This is a genomic window from Streptomyces sp. NPDC096324, from assembly GCF_044763015.1.
In the GTDB taxonomy this organism is placed as follows: domain Bacteria; phylum Actinomycetota; class Actinomycetes; order Streptomycetales; family Streptomycetaceae; genus Streptomyces.
Window position 1 is genome coordinate 83,339 of the sequence record NZ_JBIWFK010000002.1, and the last position, 23,167, is coordinate 106,505.

18 protein-coding genes, 1 pseudogene and 1 riboswitch are annotated in these 23,167 nt (G+C 72.0%); of the genes and pseudogenes, 7 read left to right on the forward strand and 12 right to left on the reverse strand.

From position 1 onward, the window contains the following. Positions 1–113 precede the first annotated feature (113 nt). The 3 genes from ACIQ7M_RS03920 to ACIQ7M_RS03930 form a co-directional block, all read right to left on the reverse strand. On the reverse strand, positions 114–722 hold the full coding sequence (locus ACIQ7M_RS03920; protein WP_403639369.1) for a hypothetical protein: 609 nt from the start codon (positions 720–722) through the stop codon (positions 114–116). 92 nt (positions 723–814) lie between these two features. Beyond that, positions 815–2,182: an RICIN domain-containing protein gene (locus ACIQ7M_RS03925; RefSeq protein WP_403639371.1), complete on the reverse strand. Its 1,368-nt coding sequence runs from the start codon at positions 2,180–2,182 to the stop codon at positions 815–817. A 131-nt stretch (positions 2,183–2,313) separates the two neighbouring features. After that, a complete protein-coding gene (locus ACIQ7M_RS03930; protein ID WP_403639373.1) occupies positions 2,314–3,147 on the reverse strand; it encodes an alpha/beta fold hydrolase in 834 nt (277 codons plus the stop codon). A 309-nt stretch (positions 3,148–3,456) separates the two neighbouring features. Next, positions 3,457–3,551: riboswitch (TPP riboswitch) on the forward strand. Between ACIQ7M_RS03930 and ACIQ7M_RS03935 the strand changes: the two genes are divergently transcribed. The 3 genes from ACIQ7M_RS03935 to gndA all read left to right on the forward strand — a co-directional run bounded on the left by ACIQ7M_RS03935 (position 3,543) and on the right by gndA (position 7,475). Continuing rightward, positions 3,543–4,943, forward strand: a complete 1,401-nt coding sequence (locus tag ACIQ7M_RS03935; protein ID WP_403639375.1) for a purine-cytosine permease family protein — start codon at positions 3,543–3,545, stop codon at positions 4,941–4,943. (Overlaps the previous riboswitch by 9 nt.) 70 nt (positions 4,944–5,013) lie before the next feature. Continuing rightward, positions 5,014–5,811, forward strand: coding sequence for a bifunctional hydroxymethylpyrimidine kinase/phosphomethylpyrimidine kinase (gene thiD, locus ACIQ7M_RS03940; protein WP_386976344.1), 798 nt, complete (start codon positions 5,014–5,016; stop codon positions 5,809–5,811). Between the two features lie 221 nt (positions 5,812–6,032). After that, a complete protein-coding gene (gene gndA, locus ACIQ7M_RS03945; RefSeq protein WP_386976347.1) occupies positions 6,033–7,475 on the forward strand; it encodes an NADP-dependent phosphogluconate dehydrogenase in 1,443 nt (480 codons plus the stop codon). Positions 7,476–7,563: 88 nt separating this feature from the next. On the opposite strand, the gene ACIQ7M_RS03950 is transcribed toward gndA, so the two are convergent. The 3 genes from ACIQ7M_RS03950 to ACIQ7M_RS03960 form a co-directional block, all read right to left on the reverse strand. Next, positions 7,564–9,105, reverse strand: coding sequence for a hypothetical protein (locus ACIQ7M_RS03950; RefSeq protein WP_403639378.1), 1,542 nt, complete (start codon positions 9,103–9,105; stop codon positions 7,564–7,566). 132 nt (positions 9,106–9,237) lie between these two features. Continuing rightward, complete coding sequence (locus ACIQ7M_RS03955; protein ID WP_403639380.1) at positions 9,238–9,678, reverse strand: pyridoxamine 5'-phosphate oxidase family protein; 441 nt, start codon at positions 9,676–9,678, stop codon at positions 9,238–9,240. 256 nt (positions 9,679–9,934) lie between these two features. Next, complete coding sequence (locus tag ACIQ7M_RS03960; RefSeq protein ID WP_403639382.1) at positions 9,935–10,627, reverse strand: helix-turn-helix domain-containing protein; 693 nt, start codon at positions 10,625–10,627, stop codon at positions 9,935–9,937. Between the two features lie 277 nt (positions 10,628–10,904). Between ACIQ7M_RS03960 and ACIQ7M_RS03965 the strand changes: the two genes are divergently transcribed. Next, a complete protein-coding gene (locus ACIQ7M_RS03965; RefSeq protein ID WP_355775466.1) occupies positions 10,905–11,489 on the forward strand; it encodes a hypothetical protein in 585 nt (194 codons plus the stop codon). 24 nt (positions 11,490–11,513) lie between these two features. Here the strand turns inward: ACIQ7M_RS03965 and ACIQ7M_RS03970 are convergent, their stop codons facing one another. Further along, the gene (locus tag ACIQ7M_RS03970; RefSeq protein ID WP_403639384.1) at positions 11,514–12,398 is read right to left on the reverse strand and encodes a universal stress protein; all 885 of its coding nucleotides are present in this window, start codon (positions 12,396–12,398) and stop codon (positions 11,514–11,516) included. Between the two features lie 190 nt (positions 12,399–12,588). Then, a complete protein-coding gene (locus tag ACIQ7M_RS03975) occupies positions 12,589–13,209 on the reverse strand; it encodes a hypothetical protein (RefSeq protein ID WP_403639386.1) in 621 nt (206 codons plus the stop codon). A 353-nt stretch (positions 13,210–13,562) separates the two neighbouring features. Between ACIQ7M_RS03975 and ACIQ7M_RS03980 the strand changes: the two genes are divergently transcribed. Together ACIQ7M_RS03980 and ACIQ7M_RS03985 are read left to right on the forward strand one after the other, a co-directional pair. Beyond that, positions 13,563–14,027: a cyclic nucleotide-binding domain-containing protein gene (locus ACIQ7M_RS03980; RefSeq protein ID WP_355773113.1), complete on the forward strand. Its 465-nt coding sequence runs from the start codon at positions 13,563–13,565 to the stop codon at positions 14,025–14,027. A 308-nt stretch (positions 14,028–14,335) separates the two neighbouring features. Further along, complete coding sequence (locus tag ACIQ7M_RS03985; RefSeq protein WP_403639388.1) at positions 14,336–15,040, forward strand: response regulator; 705 nt, start codon at positions 14,336–14,338, stop codon at positions 15,038–15,040. Between the two features lie 70 nt (positions 15,041–15,110). Here the strand turns inward: ACIQ7M_RS03985 and ACIQ7M_RS03990 are convergent, their stop codons facing one another. Beyond that, positions 15,111–17,489, reverse strand: coding sequence for a glycoside hydrolase family 65 protein (locus ACIQ7M_RS03990; protein ID WP_403639390.1), 2,379 nt, complete (start codon positions 17,487–17,489; stop codon positions 15,111–15,113). 133 nt (positions 17,490–17,622) lie between these two features. After that, positions 17,623–20,007, reverse strand: coding sequence for a phosphoketolase (locus ACIQ7M_RS03995; RefSeq protein WP_403639392.1), 2,385 nt, complete (start codon positions 20,005–20,007; stop codon positions 17,623–17,625). A gap of 86 nt (positions 20,008–20,093) precedes the next feature. On the opposite strand from ACIQ7M_RS03995, the gene ppk2 reads away from it, so the two are divergent. After that, the gene (ppk2, locus tag ACIQ7M_RS04000; RefSeq protein ID WP_403639394.1) at positions 20,094–20,897 is read left to right on the forward strand and encodes a polyphosphate kinase 2; all 804 of its coding nucleotides are present in this window, start codon (positions 20,094–20,096) and stop codon (positions 20,895–20,897) included. Between the two features lie 18 nt (positions 20,898–20,915). Here ppk2 and ACIQ7M_RS04005 read toward each other — a convergent pair. Further along, positions 20,916–21,927 (reverse strand): annotated as a pseudogene (locus tag ACIQ7M_RS04005) (zinc-dependent alcohol dehydrogenase). A 75-nt stretch (positions 21,928–22,002) separates the two neighbouring features. Then, positions 22,003–22,908 carry a universal stress protein gene (locus tag ACIQ7M_RS04010; RefSeq protein WP_403639396.1) on the reverse strand — a complete coding sequence of 302 codons (906 nt, stop codon included), beginning with the start codon at positions 22,906–22,908 and terminating at the stop codon, positions 22,003–22,005. Positions 22,909–23,167 lie beyond the last annotated feature (259 nt).

Here is a 23,167-nt window from a genome sequence, read left to right on the forward strand (position 1 = left end):
GGGTCACGGCGCTACCTCGGTGAATGTCTCGACCTGATACCGAGCCTCAGAGAGCTCCGCGAGCACTGAATGAGGCGTCACTCGCTCACCGGCGGGCCGCGGACGCGTCGGCGCTATTCGACGCCTGGGGGAAGTCCATGGATGCCGTCGTCCACGGGGGCTCCGTCCGGGATCTCCAGAGGGAGGATTCCCCAGTTCCGGGCGATGGCCATGACGTGTTGCTCGTCGGGCATGGCGGCATGCCAGTCGTCCCATTCGGCCTCGCTCCAGTTCTCCCGGACCTCCTCCAGCCCCCTTTGTCCGACGCCGAGTCGGCGCTCGATCTCGGTGGGCTCGCCGTATCGCAGGGGCACGTCACCGGTGCAGCCGTCGTAGCAGTAGGCCCGGACCACTCGGCCGGCCTCCACTCTCGCCCAGGCGTGACAGTCACCGATGCGATCCGTGCTGAAGTACTGAAGTTCGCCCAGGCGCCGACCGAGGGACTCGAGCCAGGCCAGCATGGCGGGACCGTCGCCGTCGCGTCCGTTGTCGAGGTGGATCCGGCCGTGGGCGAGCGTCCAGCCTTCCACGGGGGACGCCACGAACACGCCCCGCGTGTAGGCCGCTTCCGTCCCCGCGTCCCAGTCCATCGCCACTCGCCCCACCAGTCCGAGCGCGTCGGCGACCGCCCCGCTGTCCACACCGGGCACAGCGAGCCAGGACGTCTTGTACCCCATACCCATGACTGATCCCCTCTCCGGTCGAGAGGTGGATCCTGCCGCACGGCACTGACATCCGCCGTGGGGCGGCGCCCCCGTCGCCGCCCCACGGCAGGCTACGGATACACGTACGTGTTCAGCGTGTTCACCGCGGAGGCGGGGTCGCCCAGGTCGTAGCGGTCGACGGCCAGATAGTTGGGCTTCTTGCGGGCGGCCGGCTCGCAGAAGCGGCGGGCCCGGTCGGCGAGTTTGGTGTTGTCCGTGCCGGCGGTCCCCGAGATGGTGACGTCGCGGAAGTGGTTCATGACGAAGAGGGGACGGAAGGCGGGCTCGGTGCGGGTGAGCGGGACGTTCGTGTCCGCGCCGTACCAGCGGCTGTAGCAGGACCAGTCGGAGGAGCCGAGGCCCGATCCCATGGACCAGTAGTTCTCGACGGTCCACTCGCGCTGGTACATGACGCCGAAGCTGTCCCGGGTCAGACCGGCGGACTCGTCGGACGAACGGCTGTGGTCGGTGAAGATGAGCAGGCGGTGCCCGGCGGCGGTGAGATCGGCCAGCTTCGGCCAGCCGTGCTCGCGCACGCCGGTCTGATCGGGCCGGTAGAGGACGTCGGACAGGCCGTTCACCCGGGCGAGTTCGGCGCGCAGGACGCCCGGGTCGACGTAGTCCTCCAGGAACACGGTGACGAACTGATCGGGGTGCTGCTTGAGGAAGTCGACCATGCGCTGGAGGTCGACCCAGAGCGCGACCGGCCTGCTGACGAGGGTGCAACTGTTGTGACAGAGGATGGCTCCGTCGGGGGTCTGATGCAGGTCCAGCATGAAACCCCGTACACCGTCGGCGAGTTGTTGATTGATGCCGCGCTTCTGATTGGGTACGAAGTTCACGAAGGGCGGGGCGAATCCGCCGTCCACACCGTTCGCGTAGGCGTTGTGCGCGGTGAGGAACGTGACCTGGTCCAGGGTGCGTTGGTCCTGGGACGGCATCGGCCGGGTCGTGGGCGCGACCGGGGTGAGGTACCAGGAGGCGAGGGCGCCCGCTGCGCCGATCGCGAACTGGGCCGGATAGTTGGCGCCCGAGGACCTGTCGGTGACGGTCAAGTAGCCGTTCGTTCCCGGGGCTTTGAGGGCGTACTGGTCGGTGCCGCTCGGCGTCACCTCCCAGGCGGCATCCGCGCTGGTACACGCGACGGTCCGGGCCTGGCCGCCCGAGCGGCCCAGGCAACTGCCCGCCGCGTCGGCGCTTTCGAGCACGAAGGAGGAGCCGCTCTGGCGCAGCGTCCACTGCTGGTGGTCCTCGTTGCCCTTGGGGTTGTGCTGGACGACCGCGCCCGCGCTGTCGGCGGCGTTCAGTCCTGTGACGGCGCTCTGTACATAAAAGGCGCCCGCGGTGGGCACTTCGGCGGCGCCCGCGGGTGCGGGGGCGGCGACAACGGATCCCAGTACGGCGGTGGCGGCGAGCAGGGAGCGTCGGCTCGGTCTCATGGCACGTGATCCCTTCCTGTGGGGAGCATGAGCATGCCATGCAGAGACCTGTCGGCGGGGGGCTGCGGTACGGATCGCGTCAATGACCGTGGCCCCGGGCCGACGGCTTTCCGCGCCCCCGCCGGGTGAGGTCAGCGGCCGCCGGCTCGCGTGCCGGGGTGCTCGATCCGCGTGACGAAGGCGGCGATGTCGGCGACCACGCGCTCGGGCTGTTCCCAGTGGACGGAGTGCCCGGTCTCCGGGTAGGCGATGAAGTCGGCGCCGTGGACGGCGTCCACGATGGTCTGCTGGTCCTCGCGCGGCAGGAATTCGTCCTGTTCACCCCAGATGACGAGTGTGGGCACGAGGATGCCCCCGAGGGTCGCGCGGAGATCGGCGTCCAGGAGCCCGCGGGCGGTGTCCTTCCAGACGTGCGCGGGCAGCTTCAGGTTCTCCTCCACCATCGTCTCGACGAACCCCCGGGCGATCGGGCGGGCCACGGTGTCGGCCAGGAAGTCCTCGACGAACGCGCGGGGCACGGGATCGGCCAGGTCCTCCATGGCCGTCACCAGGTCGGTCACCGCCGGTTTGTCCGCGAGGGTGCCGGGGACGCCGAGCAGCACCAGACCCGCGATGCGGTCGGGGTGGCTGCCGGCGACGATCCGGGCCGGTACGCCGCCACTGGACGCCCCGACCAGGACGGCCCGGGGGATGTCGACCGCGTCCAGGAAGGCCACCAGGTCCGCCGCGAAGTCGTCGGGAGCGTAGCCCTCCGGGGGCCGGTCGGCATCGCCGTGCCCGCGCTGCGTGGGCGCGTATCCGTGCAGGGACGCCGGAAGGCGCCTCAGGAGGGGCTCGAAGGACCACCAGGAGTCGGCGAGGCCGTGCACGAAGACGACGGGCGTACCACTGGGGTAGCCGGCCTCGGCGTACGGAAGGGCGAGTCCTTCCCGCACCCGCGCGGACTTCAGGGAGATCACGGTCACGGCACCCTGCCTCCTTCCGCCCTGCCACCGGGGCCCGGAACCCGGGAGCGCAGAGCGAGCGGCGATCACTTCCGACAGTACCGAGGGGAGGCACGCGCCGCGCTGTGAACCGGCCCGCCCGCGCCGTTCGAATGAACCGGAGCACGCGCGGGTGAACCGGAGCGCGCGCGGGTGCACGCCGGTCCACGGGAGTGGTGCGCGCCGGTCCACGGGAGTGGTCCGCGCTGATCCGCGGGAGTGGCACGCGCTGATCCGCCGGAGTGAGGACCCACTCCCGCTCCGTCGCCGGGAGCGGTTAGGGTGTCCGTCGTACCGGACACGGGGTGCCCCGTCCGAGGGCTGAGATCACACCCGTCGAACCTGAACCAGTTCATACTGGCGGAGGGATGTCTTCCATGCCATTGGCGCATGTTTCCGGCGGGCTGCCCGCCGACAGCCGGCCCGCCGTCTTCGACGGGCGGATGCCGGCCGCACCCGGCGACCTCCGCGTGGAGGGGCACGGCATCGAGCCGGTCCCGGAGGGCAACCGGTACGGCGGGGCGGGACGCCTGTTCACCGTGTGGTTCGCCCCGAACCTGACGATGACGGGCGTGTTCACCGGCACGATCGGGATCGCGCTCGGCCTGGACTTCACCACCGCACTCGCCGCGGTCGTCCTCGGGACCGTGCTCGGCGCGCTGCCCACCGCCTACCTGAGCACCTGGGGCGGCCTCACCGGCACCGGCCAACTCCCGCTCGCGCGGCTCGCGTTCGGCCGGTCCGTCGCGCTTCCCGGCGCGCTCCAGTGGCTGTCCTCGGTCGCCTGGGACGCTCTGATCGGCCTGTTCGGCGGGGATGCGCTGGCGCGGCTGTGCGGCTGGCCGTTCTGGCTCGGCGTCCTGGTCATGATGGCCGCCCAGGGGGCGCTCGGCGTCCTCGGCTACGAAGCCATCCACCGCCTCCAGATCGTCATGACGTTCGTGCTCGCCGTGGCCTTCGCGGTGATCGCCTGGCGGATGCTCGACGGGGTCCACCCCGCGACCACCGGGTCCGCCACCGGCGCCGACCGCGTCGGCGCGTTCGTCCTCACCAGCACCATCGCGCTGAGCCTGTCGCTGTCCTGGGCGCCGTACGCCGGTGACTTCAGCCGCTATCTGCCGCGTACGACGTCCCGCCCGCGCATGTTCTGGTGCACCCTGCTCGGACTCGTCGCGTCCTTCGTCGCCGTTCAGGTCCTCGGGCTGTGGGGCGCCTCGGTGCTCACCGACCAGACCGCGGCGGGCGTGGACGCGCTGCTGGGCGGCGGCGCGGCGGGCGCGTTCGGGCTGCTGGCCGTGGCACTGGCCGCGGTGTGCAGCAACGCGATGAACGACTACAGCGGTTCGCTGGCCCTGCAGACCCTGGGCGTGCGGATACCGCGACCGGTCGCCGCCGCCCTGGCCGCGGCGCTCGGCTTCCCGCTGGTGCTGTGGATGCACGCCGCCGACACCACGGCACGCTTCCAGAACGTGCTGCTGTTCGTGGGCTGTTGGATCCCCGGGTTCGTCGCGATCGTCGTCGTCGACTGGATCGCCCGGGGGCGGGAGCGCGCGGGCGCCCCGGTCGACGTCGCCGCCGAGATGTCCCGTCCGCGCCCTGGATGGCCGTCGCTGGTGGCCTTCGTCGTGGCGTTCGGCGCGGCCGTGCCGTTCATGGACACGAGCCTGTACGTCGGTCCGGTGGCCGACGCGCTGCACGGCGCCGATCTCTCCTACTACGTGGCGTTCCTCGTCGCCCTCGCCCTCTACGCCCCGCTGCGGCTGCGCCGACGCGCCTGAGGGCCGCCGCCCGTCGCTCCGCCGGCCGAGGGCCCTGGCGCCCGTGGCCGTACCCGAGAGGAACCCTCGCATGACCGCACCGCCCCGCGTCCTGACGATCGCCGGATCCGATTCCGGCGGAGGCGCAGGCATCCAGGCCGACCTCAAGACCATGCTCGCGCTGGGCGCCCACGGGATGAGCGTGCTCACCGCCGTGACAGCGCAGAACTCCGTGGGTGTGCAGGGGGCTTGGGAGCTGTCCGAGGAGGCGGTACGGGCCCAGTACCGCAGTGTGGTCGACGACATCGGCGTGCAGGCCGTGAAGACGGGGATGCTCTCGTCGCCCGGACTCGTCACCACCGTCGCCGAGTTGCTGTCCGACGTGGGCGTCCCGGTCGTCGTGGACCCGGTGAGCGTGTCCAAGCACGGGGACCGGCTGCTGGCCGACGACGCCCTGGACGCCGTACGGACCCGGTTGCTGCCGCGCGCGACCGTGGCCACCCCGAATCTCGACGAGGTCGCCCAGCTCACCGGCGTGAAGGTGGACGGCGAGGCGGACATGCGCCGGGCCGCAGACCTGCTGCTCGCGTTCGGTCCCCGCTGGGTGCTGGTGAAGGGCGGCCATCTGCCGGGCCAGGCCGTCGATCTGCTCACCGACGGAACGGCCGAGCACTGGCTGCGCGCGCCCCGCCACGACAACCGCCACACGCACGGCACGGGGTGCACGCTCGCCTCGGCCATCGCGGTGGGCCTGGCCGGGGGCCTCGACGTGCCGGAGGCCGTACGGCGGGCCAAGGCGTACGTGACCGCCGCGATCGAGTCCGGTTTCGCGCTCGGTGCCGGTATCGGACCGGTGGACCACGGATGGCGGCTGCGCCGGGACGGCTGACCCCGGCGCGGCCCGACGCCCCACGCCCGGCACCCGACGTCCGCCACGCGACGCCCGGCACCTGGCACCCGGCACCCGGCACCCGATCCACCGTCCCTCACAGCTCCCGCCCCGAAAGGTGAACACCTGAGCTCCCGGCGGCGTACTGATCGGCACAGCGACAGTCGTCTGCTCGCCCGTCAGGTACGCGGACAGGCAGATCCGGATCCAAGGAGCACACCATGAAGGCGACCGCACAGATCGGCGTCACAGGGCTCGCCGTGATGGGCCGCAATCTGGCCCGCAACTTCGCCCGGAACGGCTACACCGTCGCCGTCCACAACCGCACGCCCGCACGCACCAAGGCACTGGTCGAGGAGTTCGGGCACGAGGGTTCGTTCGTCGCGGCCGAGTCGGCCGAGGACTTCGTGGCGGCGCTGGAGCGCCCGCGTCGCCTCATGATCATGGTGCAGGCGGGTGCGGCCACGGACGCCGTCATCGAGGAGTTCGCGCCGCTGCTCGAAACCGGCGACATGATCATCGACGGGGGCAACGCCCACTTCTCCGACACCCGCCGGCGTGAACAGTCGCTCCGCGAGCGGGGCATCCACTTCGTCGGCGCGGGTGTGTCGGGTGGCGAGGAGGGCGCCCTCAACGGGCCGAGCATCATGCCCGGCGGCTCCCCCGAGTCGTACGCCTCGCTGGGCCCGATGTTCGAGTCGATCAGTGCCAAGGTGGACGGCGAGCCCTGCGCCACGCACATCGGCACCGACGGCGCCGGTCACTTCGTCAAGATGGTGCACAACGGCATCGAGTACGCCGACATGCAGCTGATCGGCGAGGCCTACGACCTGCTCCGCCGCGTCGGGGGCTACACGCCGCCGCAGATAGCGGAGATCTTCCGGCGCTGGAACAAGGGCCGCCTCGACTCGTACCTCATCGAGATCACCGCCGAGGTGCTCGCGCACACGGACGCCGCCACCGGGGAGCCCTTCGTCGACATCGTGGTGGACGCCGCGGGGCAGAAGGGCACCGGCCGCTGGACCGTGCAGACCGCCCTGGACCTCGGCTCCCCGGTCACCGCCATCGCGCAGGCCACCTTCGCCCGCGCCGCCTCCAGCCAGGACGGACTGCGCTCCGCCTATCGCGGCCTGCCCGGCGGCACCCACTGGGACCTGTCGGGGACCGAGGCCGAGCGCTTCACCAGCCAGGTCGAACACGCCCTGTACGCCTCGAAGCTGATCGCCTACGACCAGGGCTGGAAGATGATCCTGGACGCCGCCGCCGAGTACGGCTGGGACATCGACCTAGGCGAGGTGGCGAAGATCTGGCGCGGCGGCTGCATCATCCGCGCGGCGTTCCTCGACCGTATCCGCGCCGCGTACGCCGTCGACCCGGGACTGGTGAGCCTGCTGTCCGACGCGGGGTTCGCCACCGAGATCAAGGACGCCCAGGTCCCGTGGCGCGAGGTCGTCTCCATCGCCACCCGCAGAGGCGTCCCGGTGCCCGCGTTCTCCGCGGCGCTGTCCTACTACGACACTCTGCGCGCCGACCGACTGCCGGCCGCCCTCACCCAGGGCCAGCGCGACTTCTTCGGTGCCCACACCTACCGGCGCACCGACCGCCAGGGCAGCTTCCACACACTGTGGGGCGAGGCGTCCCGCGGCGAGACCGAGATGCTGTGAGCCCTGTCGGGCGTTGAATGAGCACCGGGCGGGCCGCACATCCGTGGTGACGGATGTGCGGCCCGCTCCGTCGTCACCGCCCGGCGTCTCAACCGGCGCTTGTGCGGGCCTTGTCGGCCCCGGTCACGAGTCGCGCCATCACCGCGGGCGGCAGCGACGGGTTGGCGGCCGCCGCTTCCACCACCCGCCCGTCGGGGTCGGAGAGCAGTTCCACGATCACCCCCGTCGGGAGGGCCGAGTGAGAGGCGGCCACGGGTCTCGCCCGCTCGTCAGCGAGACAGGAGAGCAGGGCCCGGGCCGTCGCGTCCGGGTGCCGGGCGACTTCTCGGAGCGCCTTCTGCGCCGGTGGCGCCTGAAGCGTCAGGTGTTCCAACAGACCGGGGGTCGCACCGGGGTTGGCCGCGACTCGGGCGAGGACCCGGATTCCGTGCCGGTCGACCATGTCCCTCAACTGCCCTTCGGTGAGCCCCGGGTGCGGCGCGACGGCCTTGACCACCTTCGCGTCGGGGTCACTTGCCAGCGCGTCGCGTATCCGGGGCGGCAGATCACGGCGTTGGGCCGCGAGCATGCGTGCCGCCGGGTCCGGTGACCGGGCCAGGTCATCGATCTCGGCGGGGGTCGCGGCGGCGACACGGGGAAGCAGCGTGGCACCGACCTTTGCGGCGCGGGCCAGTCCGGTGAGCACGTCGAGCGGGACCCGGGGATGCCGGGCGAGGCCACGGCGTACGGCGATGTCCGGATCCCGCGCCAGTACGCGGATGACGTCCTCGCCGGTCGCGGGGTTCTCGGCGAGGTCGGCACGGACGCCGGGAACGGGGTCCGTGGCGAGCCCGGCGCACACCTGCGGGGGCAGGTCCTCGCGGGCGGCGAGTGTCCAGCGCAGCAGCATCGAAGGGTGGTCCGCGAAGCGGACGACCGCCTCGGTGGGCGTGCCGGGGTTGCGGAGTGCCGCGACCTGTATCTCGTGCACGGTGGATTCGTGGGAGCCGTCGCAGGAGTCGCCGGCAGCCAGGTCGCAGTCCGTCCGTGAGCATTCCGGATCGTGGGTGAAGGGGGTCGCCTCGCGGTCGCAGACCGGACAGTGCCGCGCGGGCGGCAGTCCCTCGCCGGTGATGAGCGCGGCCAATACGTCCGGGGGTGTCGACTCGTTGCACGCCACAGCGCGGCGGACCCCGGCGTGCGGATGCTCCGCGAGCCTCGCGGCGGTTTCCGGTGTGGTCCACAGCGCAAGTTCGGCGACGACGCGGGGATCCGTGTCCGCGGCGAGTCTCTCCACGACGTCGACCGGGAGGCCGGGGCAGGCGGCCAGCTTCTCCCGGTGCTCTGTCATGGGGTCCGCCGCGAGGAGCCGGGCCCACTCCGGGCCGCCGGACCCCTCGTCGAGCAGGGCGAGGGCGGTGTCCGGCTGCGTCACGGGATCGACGTCGGCGGCTGTCAGCTTCCCGGCGTAGGCGAGCCGCACGCCGCACTCCGGGGCGTGCTGGAAGAGAGCGACCGCCTGCGCGTGGCTGAGGTCCTCCCGGCCGGCGAGGTCATGGGCGAGGTCGGTGTCCGCTGTCGCGATCAGCCGGTCGACCAGTTCGGACGGCAGGGCCGGGTTGGCGGCGAGACCGCTCAGGACGTGGTTCACAGGAGGCATCCTGCCCCGGACCGCGGTGGAGCGGCCCGGGATTTTCCCCGCGCGAAGGTCACCGGGCGGCGAGTCCGCGGGCCCTGAACCGGCCCCGGACCCGTACGGTCAGGGCGGGTTCGGCCCTCGACCTCAGATGGGCGGATCGACTCCGTACAGCGTGCGGCCTTCGACGAGCTCGCGTCCCGTGACCAGTTCGGACGTGATCCGGATGAAGACGTCGTGGGGCGAGGCCATCCAGGAGCGGGGGCCGGTCCGGGTGAGGTGGTCGTGTTGGGCGGGGTCGCTCACCACCAGGGCGCGGCCCGTGACGACCACGCTCCAGCCGGAGTGCGCGGCCGCGTCCACCGAGTCGGCCTCGAACGCCACGACCACGCCGTCGATGGAGCGGGCCAGTTCCGAGTCGGCCGAGGTCCGCAGCACGACGGCGGACTCGTCGTCGAGGCTGAAGTCGACCGGCAGGACGGCCGGCAGGGCGTCCCGCGTGTGGACGAGCCTGCCGATCGGCGCGCCACCGAGCCGGTCCAGGCACTCCTGCCGGCCGAGTTCACGGAAGCCGTCGTCGGGATTCATCACCGGATCCAACTCTCACGCGTCGGGGCGACACAGCAGTACAGGAACACAGCGGTACCGAGACTTGCGGTTCGGACTCGGGCGGCTTGCGCGGAGGAACAGGGACCGTTGGTCCCGGGCGGACGGAAAGTGGCCGCTTGACCGCACCCGTGCCGGCGGGCTCGGGCTGTGCCACCGGGCTCCGGTACCGCGTCGTCGGACCCGGAGCCCTCGCCGCCGGACCCGGCACCCTCGCCCCCGGACCCCGGAGCCCCCGTCAGTAGACGACGATCCGGCGGCCCGAGATCCTTTCCTCGTCGACGCGCATCCACAGGTCGCGGTCCGCGCCGCCGGCCCAGGGACGGCTGTGGGCGAGGGCGTCGAGACGCCGGACGACGTCGGCGCCGGTCACGGCTCGGGCGCGTCCCTGGACGAGCACGCTCCAGCCCTGGCTGAGGGCCTCGTCGAGGTGATCCACCTCGAAGGCGACGTGGGCTCCGACCGTCGTGGCGAGGACCGAACCGGGCGCCGTCCTGAAAGCGACCGCCCCGTCGACGACGGTGTAGTTGACGGGAAGGACGACCAGTCCCTCGGTCGTGTGGGCGGCGATCCTTCCGACGCCGTGCGTCGACAGCCGGGCCCGGCACTCCGCGGGGTCGAGTTCGATCAGCTCGGAGTGACCGGCGGCCCGCCCGGCACCCGGCGGCAGGCCGGCCCCGCCGCCGTGCAGTGCGGCGACGCTGGTGTCGAGGGCGTCCGCGATCCGGATCAGGGCGCTCGTCCCGGGGGTCGCGCTGGGCTGCTGCTCCAGGTACCGGAGGTAGCCGGCCGCGATGCCCGCGCGGAGGGCCGCGTCCTGCCGGGTCAGGCCGAGTTCCTCGCGCCGCGCGGCGATACGCCGCCCGACGTCGCCCGCCCCGGCCGCCCGTCGCGTCTCTTCCACCATGACGCTTCGTGTCTGTTCGGACATGACCATCACTCCCCTTCCGGTGGGGCGTCCCGGCGGGTGGAGGGCTCCACGAGCGGAGTCTCCCGACGAGCGGACCGTCCCGACGGCCAGGACGGGCATTGCCTCGCCAACGGCTCGTTCAGTACGTGAATCGACTTCGTACATCCACCCTGACCGGGGAAGATGCCGTGCGCATGGGCCGATCGGGCCCCATCGAGGGACCGGACGTCCTCTGCCACCGCTCGCGCGCGCGGCGATCCGCTTGCACTGTTGGGGTGTAACGAGGAGGTGCGGTGCCATGCGCGGAGCACAGGGTGCGAGGCAGTGGTGCTGGCGCTGGCGGAGGAATCCGCTGCGTCGCCGTGACGACGTCTTCGAGGCGTGGATCGTGCTGATCGTCTGGACGGTGATGGTGCTGGGCGGCACCCTCGCCGGTCTGGTGACGGCGCACGCCGCCGAGGAATCCTTCACGCGGCTGCGCCACGACCGGCACGCCGTCCCGGCCGTCCTGGTCGTCGGTACGGGATCGGCGGTACCGGCCGGGGAGGGCGCGGTCTACGACCACGTCCGGGCGACGGTCAGATGGACGGCCGCGAACGGGGCACCACGCGTCGGCAGCGCCCTGGTGGAATCCGGGCAGAAGGCCGGATCGCACGTGGTGATCTGGCTGGACGCGCAGGGCCGGCCCACCACGGCACCGCCGACCACGAGCGCCGCGGCCACCGAGTCCACCCTGCTGGGCATCGGCGCCGCCGTGGCCCTGTGCGGCCTGGTCTTCGGCGCCGGTGGCCTCGCCCGCTGGCGGCTGGATCAGGGACGCTACAACCGGTGGGAGCGCGAGTGGGAACGGCTGGGACCGCAGTGGGGGCACAAGACGCCCTGACACCGGTACGCGGTGACCGATCGGTCAGTCGTGCGGGATCACCGCCACCGGTGCCGTGGAGTGGTGCAGTACCGCCTGGGTCACCGGACCGACGTGGCCGCCCACCGCGGACTGCCGGTTCCGGCGGCCGACCACGACCAGCGCGGCGTTCCGCGAGGCCTCCACGAGATGCGGCCCCGCGCCACCGATCACGGCCTCCTGGCGGACCTCGACCGCGGGGAACTTCTCCCGCCAGGGGGTCAGTACCTCGGTGAGTCGGCGCTGCGCCTCGGTGAGCAGGTCCGCGTTGAGGCCCGTGTCGAAGGCTCCGCTGTAGCCGTAGTACGGCGGCAGGCTCCAGCCGTGGATGACGTGCAGGTCCCTCACCCTGTGGGCAGCCGCCCGGAAGGCGAACCCGATCACGGCGGCGTCCGGGTGCTCCAGGTCGAGCCCGAGCACGACCTCTCCGCCGGTGGCGTCGTCGGCGGGCCGCGCGTCGGCTCGTACGAGAACGATCGGTGTCCGGCTCCGGGCCACCACGGCCTGCGCGACGGACCCGGTCAGGAAGCCGGCGACGCCGCCGAGGCCCCTGGACCCGAGCACCAGCAGCTCGGCGCCCTCGGCGGCGGCCGGCAGCGCGGTGACCGGCTGCTCGGCGATGCGCTCGGCCGTGGCGGACAGACCGGGACGGTCCGCGGCGAGCCTGGCCGCGGTGTCCCGCGGCAGGCGTTCGGCCCATGCGCGCTGCGGGTCCTCCGAGGGCAGCGGAACCGCGGCGCCGGCCGGGAGGCCGTACACGTAGGGATGCCACAGCCAGGCGTGCACGACGTGCAGGCGGGCGTCCGTGCGCCGGGCCTCTCCGGCCGCCCACTCTGCTGCGGCGAGGCTTTCGGGCGAGCCGTCGACACCGACGACGATGGTGCGGGACATCTGGGGACCTCCTTGGGGATGCGTGACGAGTCTCGCGTTCGCGCGGGCACCCGAGGAGGGGCCACTGGTCCCCGACAGGGACCAACCGGCCCATGCGGTACGGGAGTTCATGCCTCACGGACGACGACGCCGTCCCCCGCCTCGGCGCCCCCGCGCGTACGCGGGGGCGCCGGGGTGGACTCGGTCGCGGTTATCGCAGCCAAGGGCTCCGGCTCACTACGGGGAGCCGCTCCCACAGGCGGCCCAGACCCCAGGTGGCGCCGGCGCCCGCGACGGCGAGCGCCACGAGGACGACCGCGTAGATCACGTGGTAGTCGACGAAGGGGTTGGGCGACATGCTCGGCGAGCCGTCGGACAGGTGGCGGGCGGGCGGCCATTCGGCGAGCCACATGAACGCCATCATCACCGTGCCGGCGACCGCGGCGAGCCGCAGGGCGACACCGGCGACGAGGGCGGCGCCGACGCCGAGCAGGCCCGCCATGAACAGCCAGTCGACCCAGGCGGCTCCCGCCCAGGAGTGGAACGTCGACTGCATCGGTCCCGCCGCGACTCCGCCGAGGAATCCCTTGGTGGGCGAGCCGCCGTCGAGCCAGCCCTTTCCGGACGCGGTGGCGTAGCCGAATCCGAAGGTCTTGTCGAGGAAGGCCCACAGGAAGACGAGCCCCGTCAGGAGACGCAGACCCGCGAAGGCGTACGAACGGAGCGTCGTGGCCGAGGTGTTCGCGGCGTCACCCGATGCCTGTGCCGAGCGGGTCCCGCGCGACGGAAGGTGGAACCCTGTGTGCGGGTGAGGTTGCTCGTGGACTGCCATGATGCTGGTCCCTCCCAGGGGTGTTCGACGTTCGACATGGGCCTGGTCTCGGCCTTGGCCTCGACCGCTTCCGTTGCGCTTTCAATGTCCCGTGCCCGCAAGGGAGTTCGGAGGGGCCGCGAGTCCCTGACGACGGGGCCGAAGGTCCCCGTTCCCCGCTCCGCGTTCCGTGCCGCCCGGAACCGGCACGACCGGACCGTGCGGGTGACGGAGGAGTCACGGAGGCCCGGCCCCCCGGTACCCCCGACCCGTGCCATGCGGCCCGCCGCCGGGGCCGGACGGCCCATGGCGGCGGGCGGGCGGCGGGCGGAGATTCGAGGCGGAAGGGTCACGCGCCAGGAAGAGGCAGGATCATGAGCACTTCCACCACATCCACCATGCTGCGGGCGCTGCCCGCCGATCACCGGGAGCTGCTCCTGCGGCTGGGCCGCGAGGTGTCGTTCCCCGAGGGTGCCCGGCTGTTCGAGGAAGGCCGCCACGCGGACCGGTTCTGGATCATCCGGACCGGGACGGTGGCCCTCGACCTGCGGGTCCCGGGTCGCCGTGCGGCCGTCATAGAGATCCTCGGACACAACGAACTCGTGGGCTGGTCATGGCTGTTCGCCCCGCACACCTGGCATCTGGGGGCGGAGGCGACCAGCCCCGTGCGCGCCTACGAGTTCGACGCCGAGGACGTCCGGGCGCTGTGCCGCGACGATCCCGAACTGGGGATGGCCGTGGCGCAGTGGACCGGCGAGATCGTCGCCCACCGGCTCCAGTCGGCCCGGACCCGACTGCTCGACCTGTACGCCCCCTACGGAAGCGGCAGCGCGCGCTGAGAGCGGGCGTCGCGCCGCCGTCCGCCGCCGTCCGCCGCTGGAACGATCAAGGAGCCACCGTGCACGGCAGTCCGCACGTCGTGAGCCACGCGGAGCGACGGGCGCGACGAAAGGAGTGGTCGACGTAGGCTTCGATCAGAGGGGCCCGGAAAACGGCCCGGAGGTGCGAGTCGGCCGCCGGCCGCGACGCGCAGGCGCGAGCGGACCGCATTGGGGCCGGTCGGCCCTAGTGCGGCGGGGCCGGAAGCGTGATGATCGACCTGAGGGGACTCGCGGTCCATGGGTCCATTACTGAACAAGGGGTCGTCATGGCCGAGGCGCGAACGTTCTCCGAGAGGAACCCGATCAGGGTCTTCCTGCTCGACGACCACGAGGTGGTGCGCCGTGGTCTGACCGACCTCCTGGACGCCGAACCGGACATCTCGGTGGTCGGCGACGCGGACACCGCGGAGCACGCCCTCGTCCGCGGCCTCGCGCTGCGCCCCGACGTGGCCGTCCTCGACGTACGCCTTCCCGACGGCGACGGCATCAGTGTCTGCCGGGAGCTGCGCAGCCAGATGCCCGAGCTGTCCTGTCTCATGCTGACGTCGTTCGACGACGAGGAGGCGCTGCTCGACGCGATCATGGCCGGGGCGTCGGGCTACGTACTGAAGCAGATCAAGGGTTCCGACCTGATCTCGGCGGTCCGCACCGTCGCGTCCGGCCAGTCGATGCTGGACCCCACGACGACCGCCCGGCTGATGCGCAAGCTGCGCACGGACCCGGCCGAGGAGCCGCCCCTCTCGCCGGAGCTCGCCGGTCTCTCGCCGCGCGAGCGGGACATCCTGGCGCTGATCGGGGACGGGCTCACGAACCGTGAGATCGGCAAGGAGCTCTACCTGTCGGAGAAGACGGTGAAGAACCACATCTCCCGGCTGCTGGCCAAGCTCGGTGTCCATCGCCGCGTCCAGGCCGCGGTGCTCGCCAACCAGCTCGAACACCCGGAAGCGGCCGGCCGCCACTCCGGGCGCTGAGTCCCGGCCGGCCCCCGCCCGGCCCACCCCGCGGTCCCCGGTCAGGTCCTCGGTCAGGTCACCGGTCAGGTCACCGGTCAGGCAGCGTGAGCGTGCAGGACTCGCCCGGTGCCACCGTGACCGTACGGTCCGCCAGGGTGATGTCGATCGGTGGCTCGTCCGACGCGGGCACGCTGACGTTCAGTCGCCCCGCGCTCAGGTGCAGGTGCACACCGCGGTGCCCGCGGTAGCGGATCGAGAGACCGTACTCGGACAGCTCCGGCAGCGGGACCGGGTCGAACCGCAGCGCTCCGCCGCGGGTCTCCATACCGGTCAGCCCCCGCTGGACGAGGTCGAGGGTGCCCGCCATGGCGCCCAGGTGGATGCCCTCCCCCGTCGTGCCGCCCTGGAGGTCGGCGATGTCGCCCTGAAGCGCCTCGTGGATGTACGTCCACGCCTCGGCGCGCCGGGCCCGGCCCAGCACCCACCCGTGCACCAGGCTGCTCAGCGTCGAACCGTGGCTCGTACGCCTCAGGTAGTGGTCGACGGTGCGCCGCCAGAGGGCGTCGTCGACCTCGTGGCCGAGCCTGCGGAACAGGGTGCCGAGTTCGGCGGGCGAGAAGAGATAGCCCAGCATCAGCACGTCCGCCTGCTTCGAGGCCTGGTAGCGGTTGACGCTGTCGCCCTCGGCCTCCAGGATCCGGTCGAGCCGCCGGATGTCGCCGTACCGCTTCCGGTAGCCGTCCCAGTCGAGCTCCGCGAGATCCCCGTACCCCTCGAACTGACTGACGACACCGGCGTGGAAGGGCACGTGCAGTCCGTTCGCCACCTCGTGCCAGAGGTCGAGTTCGGCGGGGTCGAGACCCGTCCGCTCGACGAGGTCCCGGCGCAGCAGCTCGGGCATCTCACCCAGCACGTCGAGCGTGCGGCAGAGCACCCAGGCGGCGGTGACGTTGGTGTACGCGTTGTCGTCGAGCCCGGGCCGGACGGCGTCCGGGTAGGCGTCGTGGTACTCGTCGGGGCCCACGACACCGCGGATCCGGTACCGGCCGAGGGTGCCGTCGTACTCGGCGAAGCCGGCCCAGAAGCGGGAGATCTGCACGAGCATCTCGATGCCCTTGGTGTGCAGGAACTCGGCGTCGCCGCTCGCCTCGCAGTACTGCCACACGTTGTAGGCGATCGCCGATCCGACGTGGTGCTGGAGGTGCGAGTGGTCGGGCAGCCAGCGCCCGGAGCGCGGGTTCAGGTGGAGTCGCTGGGTCTCCTCCCGTCCGTCGCTGCCGCTCTGCCACGGGTACATCGCACCGGTGCGGCCGGCGTCCTGCGCCGTGCGGCGGGCCCGCTCCAGGCGGCGGTGGCGGTAGGTGAGCAGGGAGCGGGAGACCTCGGGGAAGTGGAGGTTCAGATAGGGCAGCACGAAGAGTTCGTCCCAGAAGACGTGCCCCCGGTAGGCCTCGCCGTGCAGGCCGCGCGCCGGGACGCCGACGTCGAGCTCGGCGGTGTGCGGGGAGAGCGTCTGGAGCACGTGGAACAGGTGCAGGCGCAGGTTCGAGCCCACGCTGTCGCGCACGTCGAGTTCGGCGTTGCGCCACAGTTGCTGCCACGCGGTGCGGTGGGTGTCCAGGAGTGTCCCGAAGTCGGCGGCGCGCCCGACCCGGTCGAGGGCCGCGTCCAGCGGGTCCTTGATCGCCGGGTCGTGGGAGGTGTGCAGGGCCACGGTCTTGTCCACGGTCACCGTCCGGCCGTCGGTCAGCGCGATCCTGAGCGACTGGGCGGCGCGGCCCGGGGTGTGCGCGTCCGTGGTGTCGACGGGGGCGTCCGTGACGGTCCGGGCGGCCAGTCCGACGCCGATCTCCGAGGCGGTGGTGCGGCAGCGCAGCCAGACCGTGTCCGGCTTCCCGGTACCGGTGCCGACGTCCGTCAGATGGCGGGAGGCGAGGGAGCGGTAGCGTTCGACGCCGCTGTTGGTGACGGTCCCGTCGAGCGCCGACTCGATCTCGACGGGTCCTGACCAGCCCTCGGCCGTCACCTCCGTGCGCAGCAGGGCGAGGTGGGGATCGGCCATGTGGACCAGGCGGAGCTGGCGCACGGCGAGGCGCCGGCCCTCCTCGTCCTCGTACCGCGAGGTGCGTTCCAGGGTGCCCGCGACCAGGTCGAGGCGCAGCCGGTGGTCGAGGAGCCGGTGGGAGTCGGGGGTGAGCCAGGTCCCGGTGGCGGTCCGTACGCGCAGGGGCAGCCAGTTGGGGAGGTTGACCATGTCTTCGTTCTCGACCTGCTGCCCGGCCACCTGTGAGGTCAGACGGTTGTAGCAGCCCGCCGCGTAGGTGCCCGGGTAGTGGACGGAGTCGGCGGCGCACTCGGGGGCCGCTCCCCGGGTCGCGAAGTACCCGTTGCCGAGGGTGCACAGCGATTCGCGCAGGCGTTCCTGCGCCGGGTGGTAGCCCTCGTAGTCCCAGGTGAGGTCGTCCATGCCTCCATCCTCCGGTACGGGCGGCCCGCCGTCCTCGCGGCACGCGCGCGGCGGCGGGCCCGTCCCGTGGGCGTCGGCCGCCGCCGCGTACGTCCGGACGGCGGCGTTGTGCTCCTGACGGGGGCTCGGCCCCTCAGCCGGTCCAGGCCCAGTCCGCGACCTCCGGCAGATCGGTGCCGTGCTCGCGGATCCAGATGTCGTGGCGGGAGCGGGCGTCGGCCATCCTCTGGCGCAGGGCGGCGGCGCGGACGCCGAGACCGGGGACGCGGTCGATGACGTCCATGACGAGCCGGTAGCGGTCCATGTCGTTGCGGACGACCATGTCGAAGGGGGTCGTGGTGGTGCCCATCTCCTTGTAGCCGCGCACATGGAGGTTTCCGTGGCCGGTGCGGCGGTAGGCGAGACGGTGGATGAGCCAGGGATAGCCGTGGTAGGCGAAGATCACCGGCTTGTCCGTGGTGAACAGTCCGTCGTACTCGAAGTCGCTCATCCCGTGCGGGTGTTCCTCGCGCGGCAGCAGCCGGGTCATGTCGACGACGTTGACGACGCGGACGGCGAGCTCGGGCAGATGGCGGCGCAGCAGGTCGGAGGCGGCCAGGATCTCCTGGGTGGGGACGTCGCCCGCGCAGGCGAGGACGACGTCGGGTTCCCGGTCGGCGTCGGCCGTTCCCGCCCAGTCCCAGATGCCGGCGCCGCGGGCGCAGTGGGCGCGGGCCTGGTCCATGGACAGCCAGTCGAAGCAGGGCTGTTTGCCGGCGACGACGACGTTCACGTAGTCGCGGCTGCGCAGTGCGTGGTCCATCACGGACAGCAGGGTGTTGGCGTCCGGCGGGAGGTAGACCCGCACGACTTCGGGGCTCTTGTTGAGGACGTGGTCGACGAAGCCGGGGTCCTGGTGCGAGAAGCCGTTGTGGTCCTGGCGCCAGACATGCGAGGTGAGCAGGTAGTTGAGGGAGGCGATCGGGGCGCGCCAGGGCAGTCCGCGCGAGGTCCTGAGCCATTTGATGTGCTGGTTGACCATGGAGTCGACGATGTGGACGAACGCCTCGTAGCAGGAGAACAGGCCGTGCCGGCCGGTGAGGAGGTAGCCCTCCAGCCAGCCCTGGCAGGTGTGTTCGGAGAGGATCTCCAGCACCCGGCCGTGCCGGTCGAGGTGTTCGTCGACCGGCAGGATCCCTGCCTGCCAGGCCTTGCCGCTGGCGCCGTAGACGGCGTCCAGGCGGTTGGAGGCCGTCTCGTCGGGGCCGACCAGCCTGAAGTCGCGGCGCTCCGAGGTCTGGCGCATGACGTGTTCGAGGAGGTCGCCGAGGACCCGGGTCGGCTCGTGGAGGCCGGCTCCGGGCTTGTCGACGGGGACGGCGAAGCGGTCCAGGGGCGGGAGCGGCAGATCGCGCAGGAGGAGGCCGCCGTTGGCGTGCGGGGTGGCGCCGAGGCGCCGGGAGCCCTCGGGTACGCAGGCCAGGACGTCGGCGGTCGGCCGGCCCTCGGCGTCGAAGAGCTCCCCGGGTCGGTAGGAGCGCAGCCAGGTCTCCAACTGCCGCAGGTGTTCGCGGTTTTCGCGGACCGAGGCGAGGGGGACCTGGTGGGCGCGCCAGGTTCCTTCGACGGGCTCGCCGTCGACCTCCGCGGGGCCGGTCCAGCCCTTGGGGGTGCGCAGCACGATCATCGGCCAGTGGACGCGCTCGCTCACCCCCTCCTCGCGGGCCGTCTGCTGCATGGCGGCGATGCGGTCGAGGGCGTCGTCCATGGCGGCCGCCATGGCCCGGTGCACCTGGGCGGGGTCGTCGCCGGTGACGTGGATCGGTTCGTGGCCGTATCCGCGCAGCAGTTCGTCGAGTTCGGTCTCCGGGATGCGGGAGAGAACCGTCGGGTTGGCGATCTTGTAGCCGTTGAGGTGCAGGATCGGCAGGACGGCGCCGTCGTGGACCGGGTCGAGGAACTTGTTGGAGTGCCAGGACGCGGCGAGCGGTCCCGTCTCCGCCTCGCCGTCGCCGATCACGCAGGCGACCAGCAGCGCGGGGTTGTCGAAGGCGGCTCCGTAGGCGTGGGCGAGGGAGTAGCCGAGTTCGCCGCCCTCGTGGATGGAGCCGGGCGTCTCGGGAGCGACATGGCTGGGGACTCCGCCGGGGAAGGAGAACTGCCGGAACAGTTTCTCCATGCCCTCCAGGTCCCGGGGCACGGAGGGGTACGTCTGGCTGTACGTGCCCTCCAGCCAGGAGTTCGCCAGCACGGCCGGGCCGCCGTGCCCGGGGCCCCATACGCACAGCGCGTCCAGTCCGCGTGCCTTGATCACCCGGTTGAGGTGGGTGTGGACCAGGTTGAGGCCGGGTGAGGTGCCCCAGTGGCCGAGCAGGCGGGGCTTGATGTGCGCGGGAGTCAGGGGCTCGGTGAGCAGCGGGTTGGACAGCAGATAGATCTGGCCCACGGCAAGGTAGTTGGCGGCCCGCCAGTGGGCGTCCAGCGTGCGCAGTTCGTCGTCCGTCAGTACCGTGCTGTCCTGGTGTTCTGCCTTGGGCATGGTGACTCCGTAGGTCATCGGGGTGTGTCGACGAGGCGGGTCATCGCGGCGCTTCACGGGAGGCGTCATCGGGCGGAGGAGGCGGCATGGCCGGTGAGAAGACGGCGAAGGTGCCGCTTGCGGCGTACGAGAAGGAGCTGCTGCGTCTGCAGACGGAGCTGGTGAAGCTTCAGGAGTGGGTGCGGACCGAGGGCGCCCGTGTGGTCGTGGTCTTCGAGGGCCGGGACGCCGCGGGCAAGGGCGGCACGATCAAGCGGGTGGCGGAGCATCTGAACCCGCGTGTCGCGCGGATCGCGGCGCTGCCCACGCCGACCGAGCGCGAGCGCACCCAGTGGTACTTCCAACGGTATGTGGAGCATCTGCCGGCCGCCGGGGAGATCGTGCTGTTCGACCGGAGCTGGTACAACCGCGCCGGGGTCGAGCACGTCATGGGTTTCTGCACGAAGGAGGAGCACCAGGTCTTCCTTCGGCAGTGTCCGATCTTCGAGCGGATGCTGGTCGAGGCGGGTGTGCTGCTGCGCAAGTACTGGTTCTCGGTGAGCGACGCGGAGCAGCAGAAGCGGTTCCGGCGCCGGCTGAAGGACCCCACGCGGCGCTGGAAGCTGTCCCCCATGGATCTGGAGTCGATCACCCGCTGGGAGGCGTACTCCCGGGCGAAGGACGAGATGCTGGTGCACACGGACATCATCGAGGCGCCCTGGTTCGTGGTCGAGAGCGACGACAAACGCCGCGCCCGGCTCAACATGATCGCGCATCTGCTGTCCACCGTCCCGTACCGCGAGGTGCCGCCGCCGGTGCTGGAGCTGCCCGAGCGGCCGCCGTCGACGGGCTACGTGCGCCCGCCGCGCGATCTGCAGACGTTCGTCCCGGACCACGCGGCGAGCCTCTGAGCCGTTCACGCCGACGGGTCAGCTCCCTTCGGCGAAGTCGAAGACGATGCGGGCCTGGATCCGGCCCTGCAGGACCTCGTCGATGGACTCGTTGACCGATGCGAGGGACCGGGACTCGCGGATGACCCGGGTCCGGCCCGCGGCGTGCAGCTCGAACACCTCGGCCAGGTCCTGCCGGGTGCCGACGATGGAGCCGATCACGGAGGTGCCGTTCAGCACGGTCTCGAAGATCGGGACCTGGATCGTGCCGTGCGCCGGCATCGCGACCATGACGAGCTTCCCGCCCCGCCGCAGCCCGGTGTACACCGCGGAGAACGCTTCCTCGTTGACCGCGAGGGCGAGCGCCGCGTGGGCTCCGCAGGACCTCGCCCGGGTCCTCCTTGCGGGCGTCGATCACGATGTCGGCGCCGAGTTCCGCGGCGAGTTCGAGCTTGTCGTCGGTGACGTCGATCGCCGCCACGGTCGCCCCGGCGATCTTCGCGTACTGCAGGGCCAGATGGCCGAGTCCGCCCACCCCGGAGATGGCGACGAGCTGGCTGGGCCGGACGTCGGCGACCTTCAGGGCCTTGTACGTGGTGACGCCGGCGCAGGTGAGCGGGGCCGCGTCGAGCGGCGAGATCCCCTCGGGCACGGGCTGGGCGAAGTCGGCCCAGGCGAGCATCTTCTCGGCGTAGCCGCCGTCGTATCCGTAGCCGGTGTTGAGCTGCTGCTCGCAAAGCGTCTCCCAGCCGGAGAGGCAGTGCTCGCAACGTCCGCACGCCTTGCCGAGCCAGGGCACGGCCACCCGCTGTCCCACCGTGAGATGGGTGACGCCGTCGCCCAGCGCCTCGACCAGGCCGACGCCCTCGTGTCCGGGGACGAACGGCGGGCTCGGCTTGACCGGCCAGTCGCCGTGGGCCGCGTGGATGTCGGTGTGGCAGAGCCCGGAGGCCTCCAGCCGGACCCGGACCTGGCCGGGTCCCGGCTCGGGATCGGGGCGCTCCTCGATGACCAGCGGCTCACCGAACGCTCGTACGACTGCTGCTTTCATCAGGTGTCTCTCCTTGTGCGATCGGACTGCGATCGGACTGCGATCGGCACCGGGCCCGGGTGCGACCCGTGGCGATCACGAGTGCGGTACGACGGCCACGGGGGCGGTGGCGTGGTGGAGCACGGCGTGCGTGACGGGCCCGATGTGGGCGCCGAGCGCGGCATGGCGGATCCTGCGGCCCACGACGACGAGCGAGGCTTCCCGGGAGGCGTCCACGAGGTGGTTGGCCGGCTTGCCCGACAGGGAGTCCTCGATGATCTCGACGGCCGGGTACTTCTCGCGCCAGGGCCGCAGGGCGGCCGTCATGGAGGCCGCGTCCTCGGCGGCCAGCCGGGCGTTCATCTTCAGGTCCGGCGGCAGCCCGTACGCGATGTAGGGCGGTTCGTTCCAGGAGTGCACGACCCGGAGCGCCGTGTCGCGCAGGAGGGCCGCCTCGAAGGCGAAGCCGATCAGCGACTCGTCCGGGGCGCCGGTGTCGAGTCCGAGCACGACGGGGCGGAAGGGCGCCGCGGCGGAGGGGATGCCCGTCGGGTCCGGCTCGTGCTCGTCCGCGGCCTGTTCACCGGCCCGTACGAACACCACGGGCCGCTGGGCGTGGGCCGCGACCGCCAGCCCCACGGAGCCGACCATGAATCCGCCCGCGCCACTGAGCCCGCGTGTGCCGAGGACCAGGAGTTCGGCGTCGTCCACGGCCTTCAGGAGCGCCTCGGCGGGCCGGCCCGTGAGCTGCTGTGTGCCGACCTCGACTCCCGGGTGGCGTGCCCGCAGCCCTTCGGCCGCTTCGCGCGGGATCCGCTCGCTCCAGTGCTGGTGGGTCTCGGCTCCGAGCAGCGGGGCCTGGGCCAGCGGGTCCGGGGCCGGCTCCCAGACGTTGACCAGCCTGACCGGCAGACCGCGCAGCCGTGCCTCGCGGGCGGCCCATTCGGCGGCGGCGAGACTCTCGGGAGAACCGTCGAGACCCACGGTGACGGTGCGGGGCATGATGTCCACCTCCTGAATCGGGGGCCCGGTGGGGCTCCGACTCCAGCGTCGTGTCGAGCGGTCGCCCGGGGCAGGGGCCGCAGGTCCCCGATACGGGCCGTTCGGCCCATGCGGGCGTACCGCGCGCGGACCCGCCCGGGACGGGGCGGTGGCCGACGCACGGTTCCACCGGCATGCCCGGCGAGCCGTTCGACAAGTGCCTGGCGCGCGCTCGGCACACCACGCCCCTCCATCACGATGCCCGCGGCCGCGCACATCC

Coding starts and splice junctions, on each gene's coding strand:
- ACIQ7M_RS03960 (WP_403639382.1), bottom strand. CDS start 10,627: ATGTCCGAACAGACACGAAGCGTCATGGTGGAAGAGACGCGACGGGCG.
- ACIQ7M_RS03925 (WP_403639371.1), bottom strand. CDS start 2,182: ATGAGACCGAGCCGACGCTCCCTGCTCGCCGCCACCGCCGTACTGGGA.
- ACIQ7M_RS03980 (WP_355773113.1), top strand. CDS start 13,563: ATGAGCACTTCCACCACATCCACCATGCTGCGGGCGCTGCCCGCCGAT.
- ACIQ7M_RS03975 (WP_403639386.1), bottom strand. CDS start 13,209: ATGGCAGTCCACGAGCAACCTCACCCGCACACAGGGTTCCACCTTCCG.
- ACIQ7M_RS03970 (WP_403639384.1), bottom strand. CDS start 12,398: ATGTCCCGCACCATCGTCGTCGGTGTCGACGGCTCGCCCGAAAGCCTC.
- gndA (WP_386976347.1), top strand. CDS start 6,033: ATGAAGGCGACCGCACAGATCGGCGTCACAGGGCTCGCCGTGATGGGC.
- ACIQ7M_RS03920 (WP_403639369.1), bottom strand. CDS start 722: ATGGGTATGGGGTACAAGACGTCCTGGCTCGCTGTGCCCGGTGTGGAC.
- ACIQ7M_RS03935 (WP_403639375.1), top strand. CDS start 3,543: ATGCCATTGGCGCATGTTTCCGGCGGGCTGCCCGCCGACAGCCGGCCC.
- ACIQ7M_RS03985 (WP_403639388.1), top strand. CDS start 14,336: ATGGCCGAGGCGCGAACGTTCTCCGAGAGGAACCCGATCAGGGTCTTC.
- ACIQ7M_RS03990 (WP_403639390.1), bottom strand. CDS start 17,489: ATGGACGACCTCACCTGGGACTACGAGGGCTACCACCCGGCGCAGGAA.
- ACIQ7M_RS03965 (WP_355775466.1), top strand. CDS start 10,905: ATGCGCGGAGCACAGGGTGCGAGGCAGTGGTGCTGGCGCTGGCGGAGG.
- ACIQ7M_RS04010 (WP_403639396.1), bottom strand. CDS start 22,908: ATGCCCCGCACCGTCACCGTGGGTCTCGACGGTTCTCCCGAGAGTCTC.
- ppk2 (WP_403639394.1), top strand. CDS start 20,094: ATGGCCGGTGAGAAGACGGCGAAGGTGCCGCTTGCGGCGTACGAGAAG.
- thiD (WP_386976344.1), top strand. CDS start 5,014: ATGACCGCACCGCCCCGCGTCCTGACGATCGCCGGATCCGATTCCGGC.
- ACIQ7M_RS03995 (WP_403639392.1), bottom strand. CDS start 20,007: ATGCCCAAGGCAGAACACCAGGACAGCACGGTACTGACGGACGACGAA.
- ACIQ7M_RS03955 (WP_403639380.1), bottom strand. CDS start 9,678: ATGAATCCCGACGACGGCTTCCGTGAACTCGGCCGGCAGGAGTGCCTG.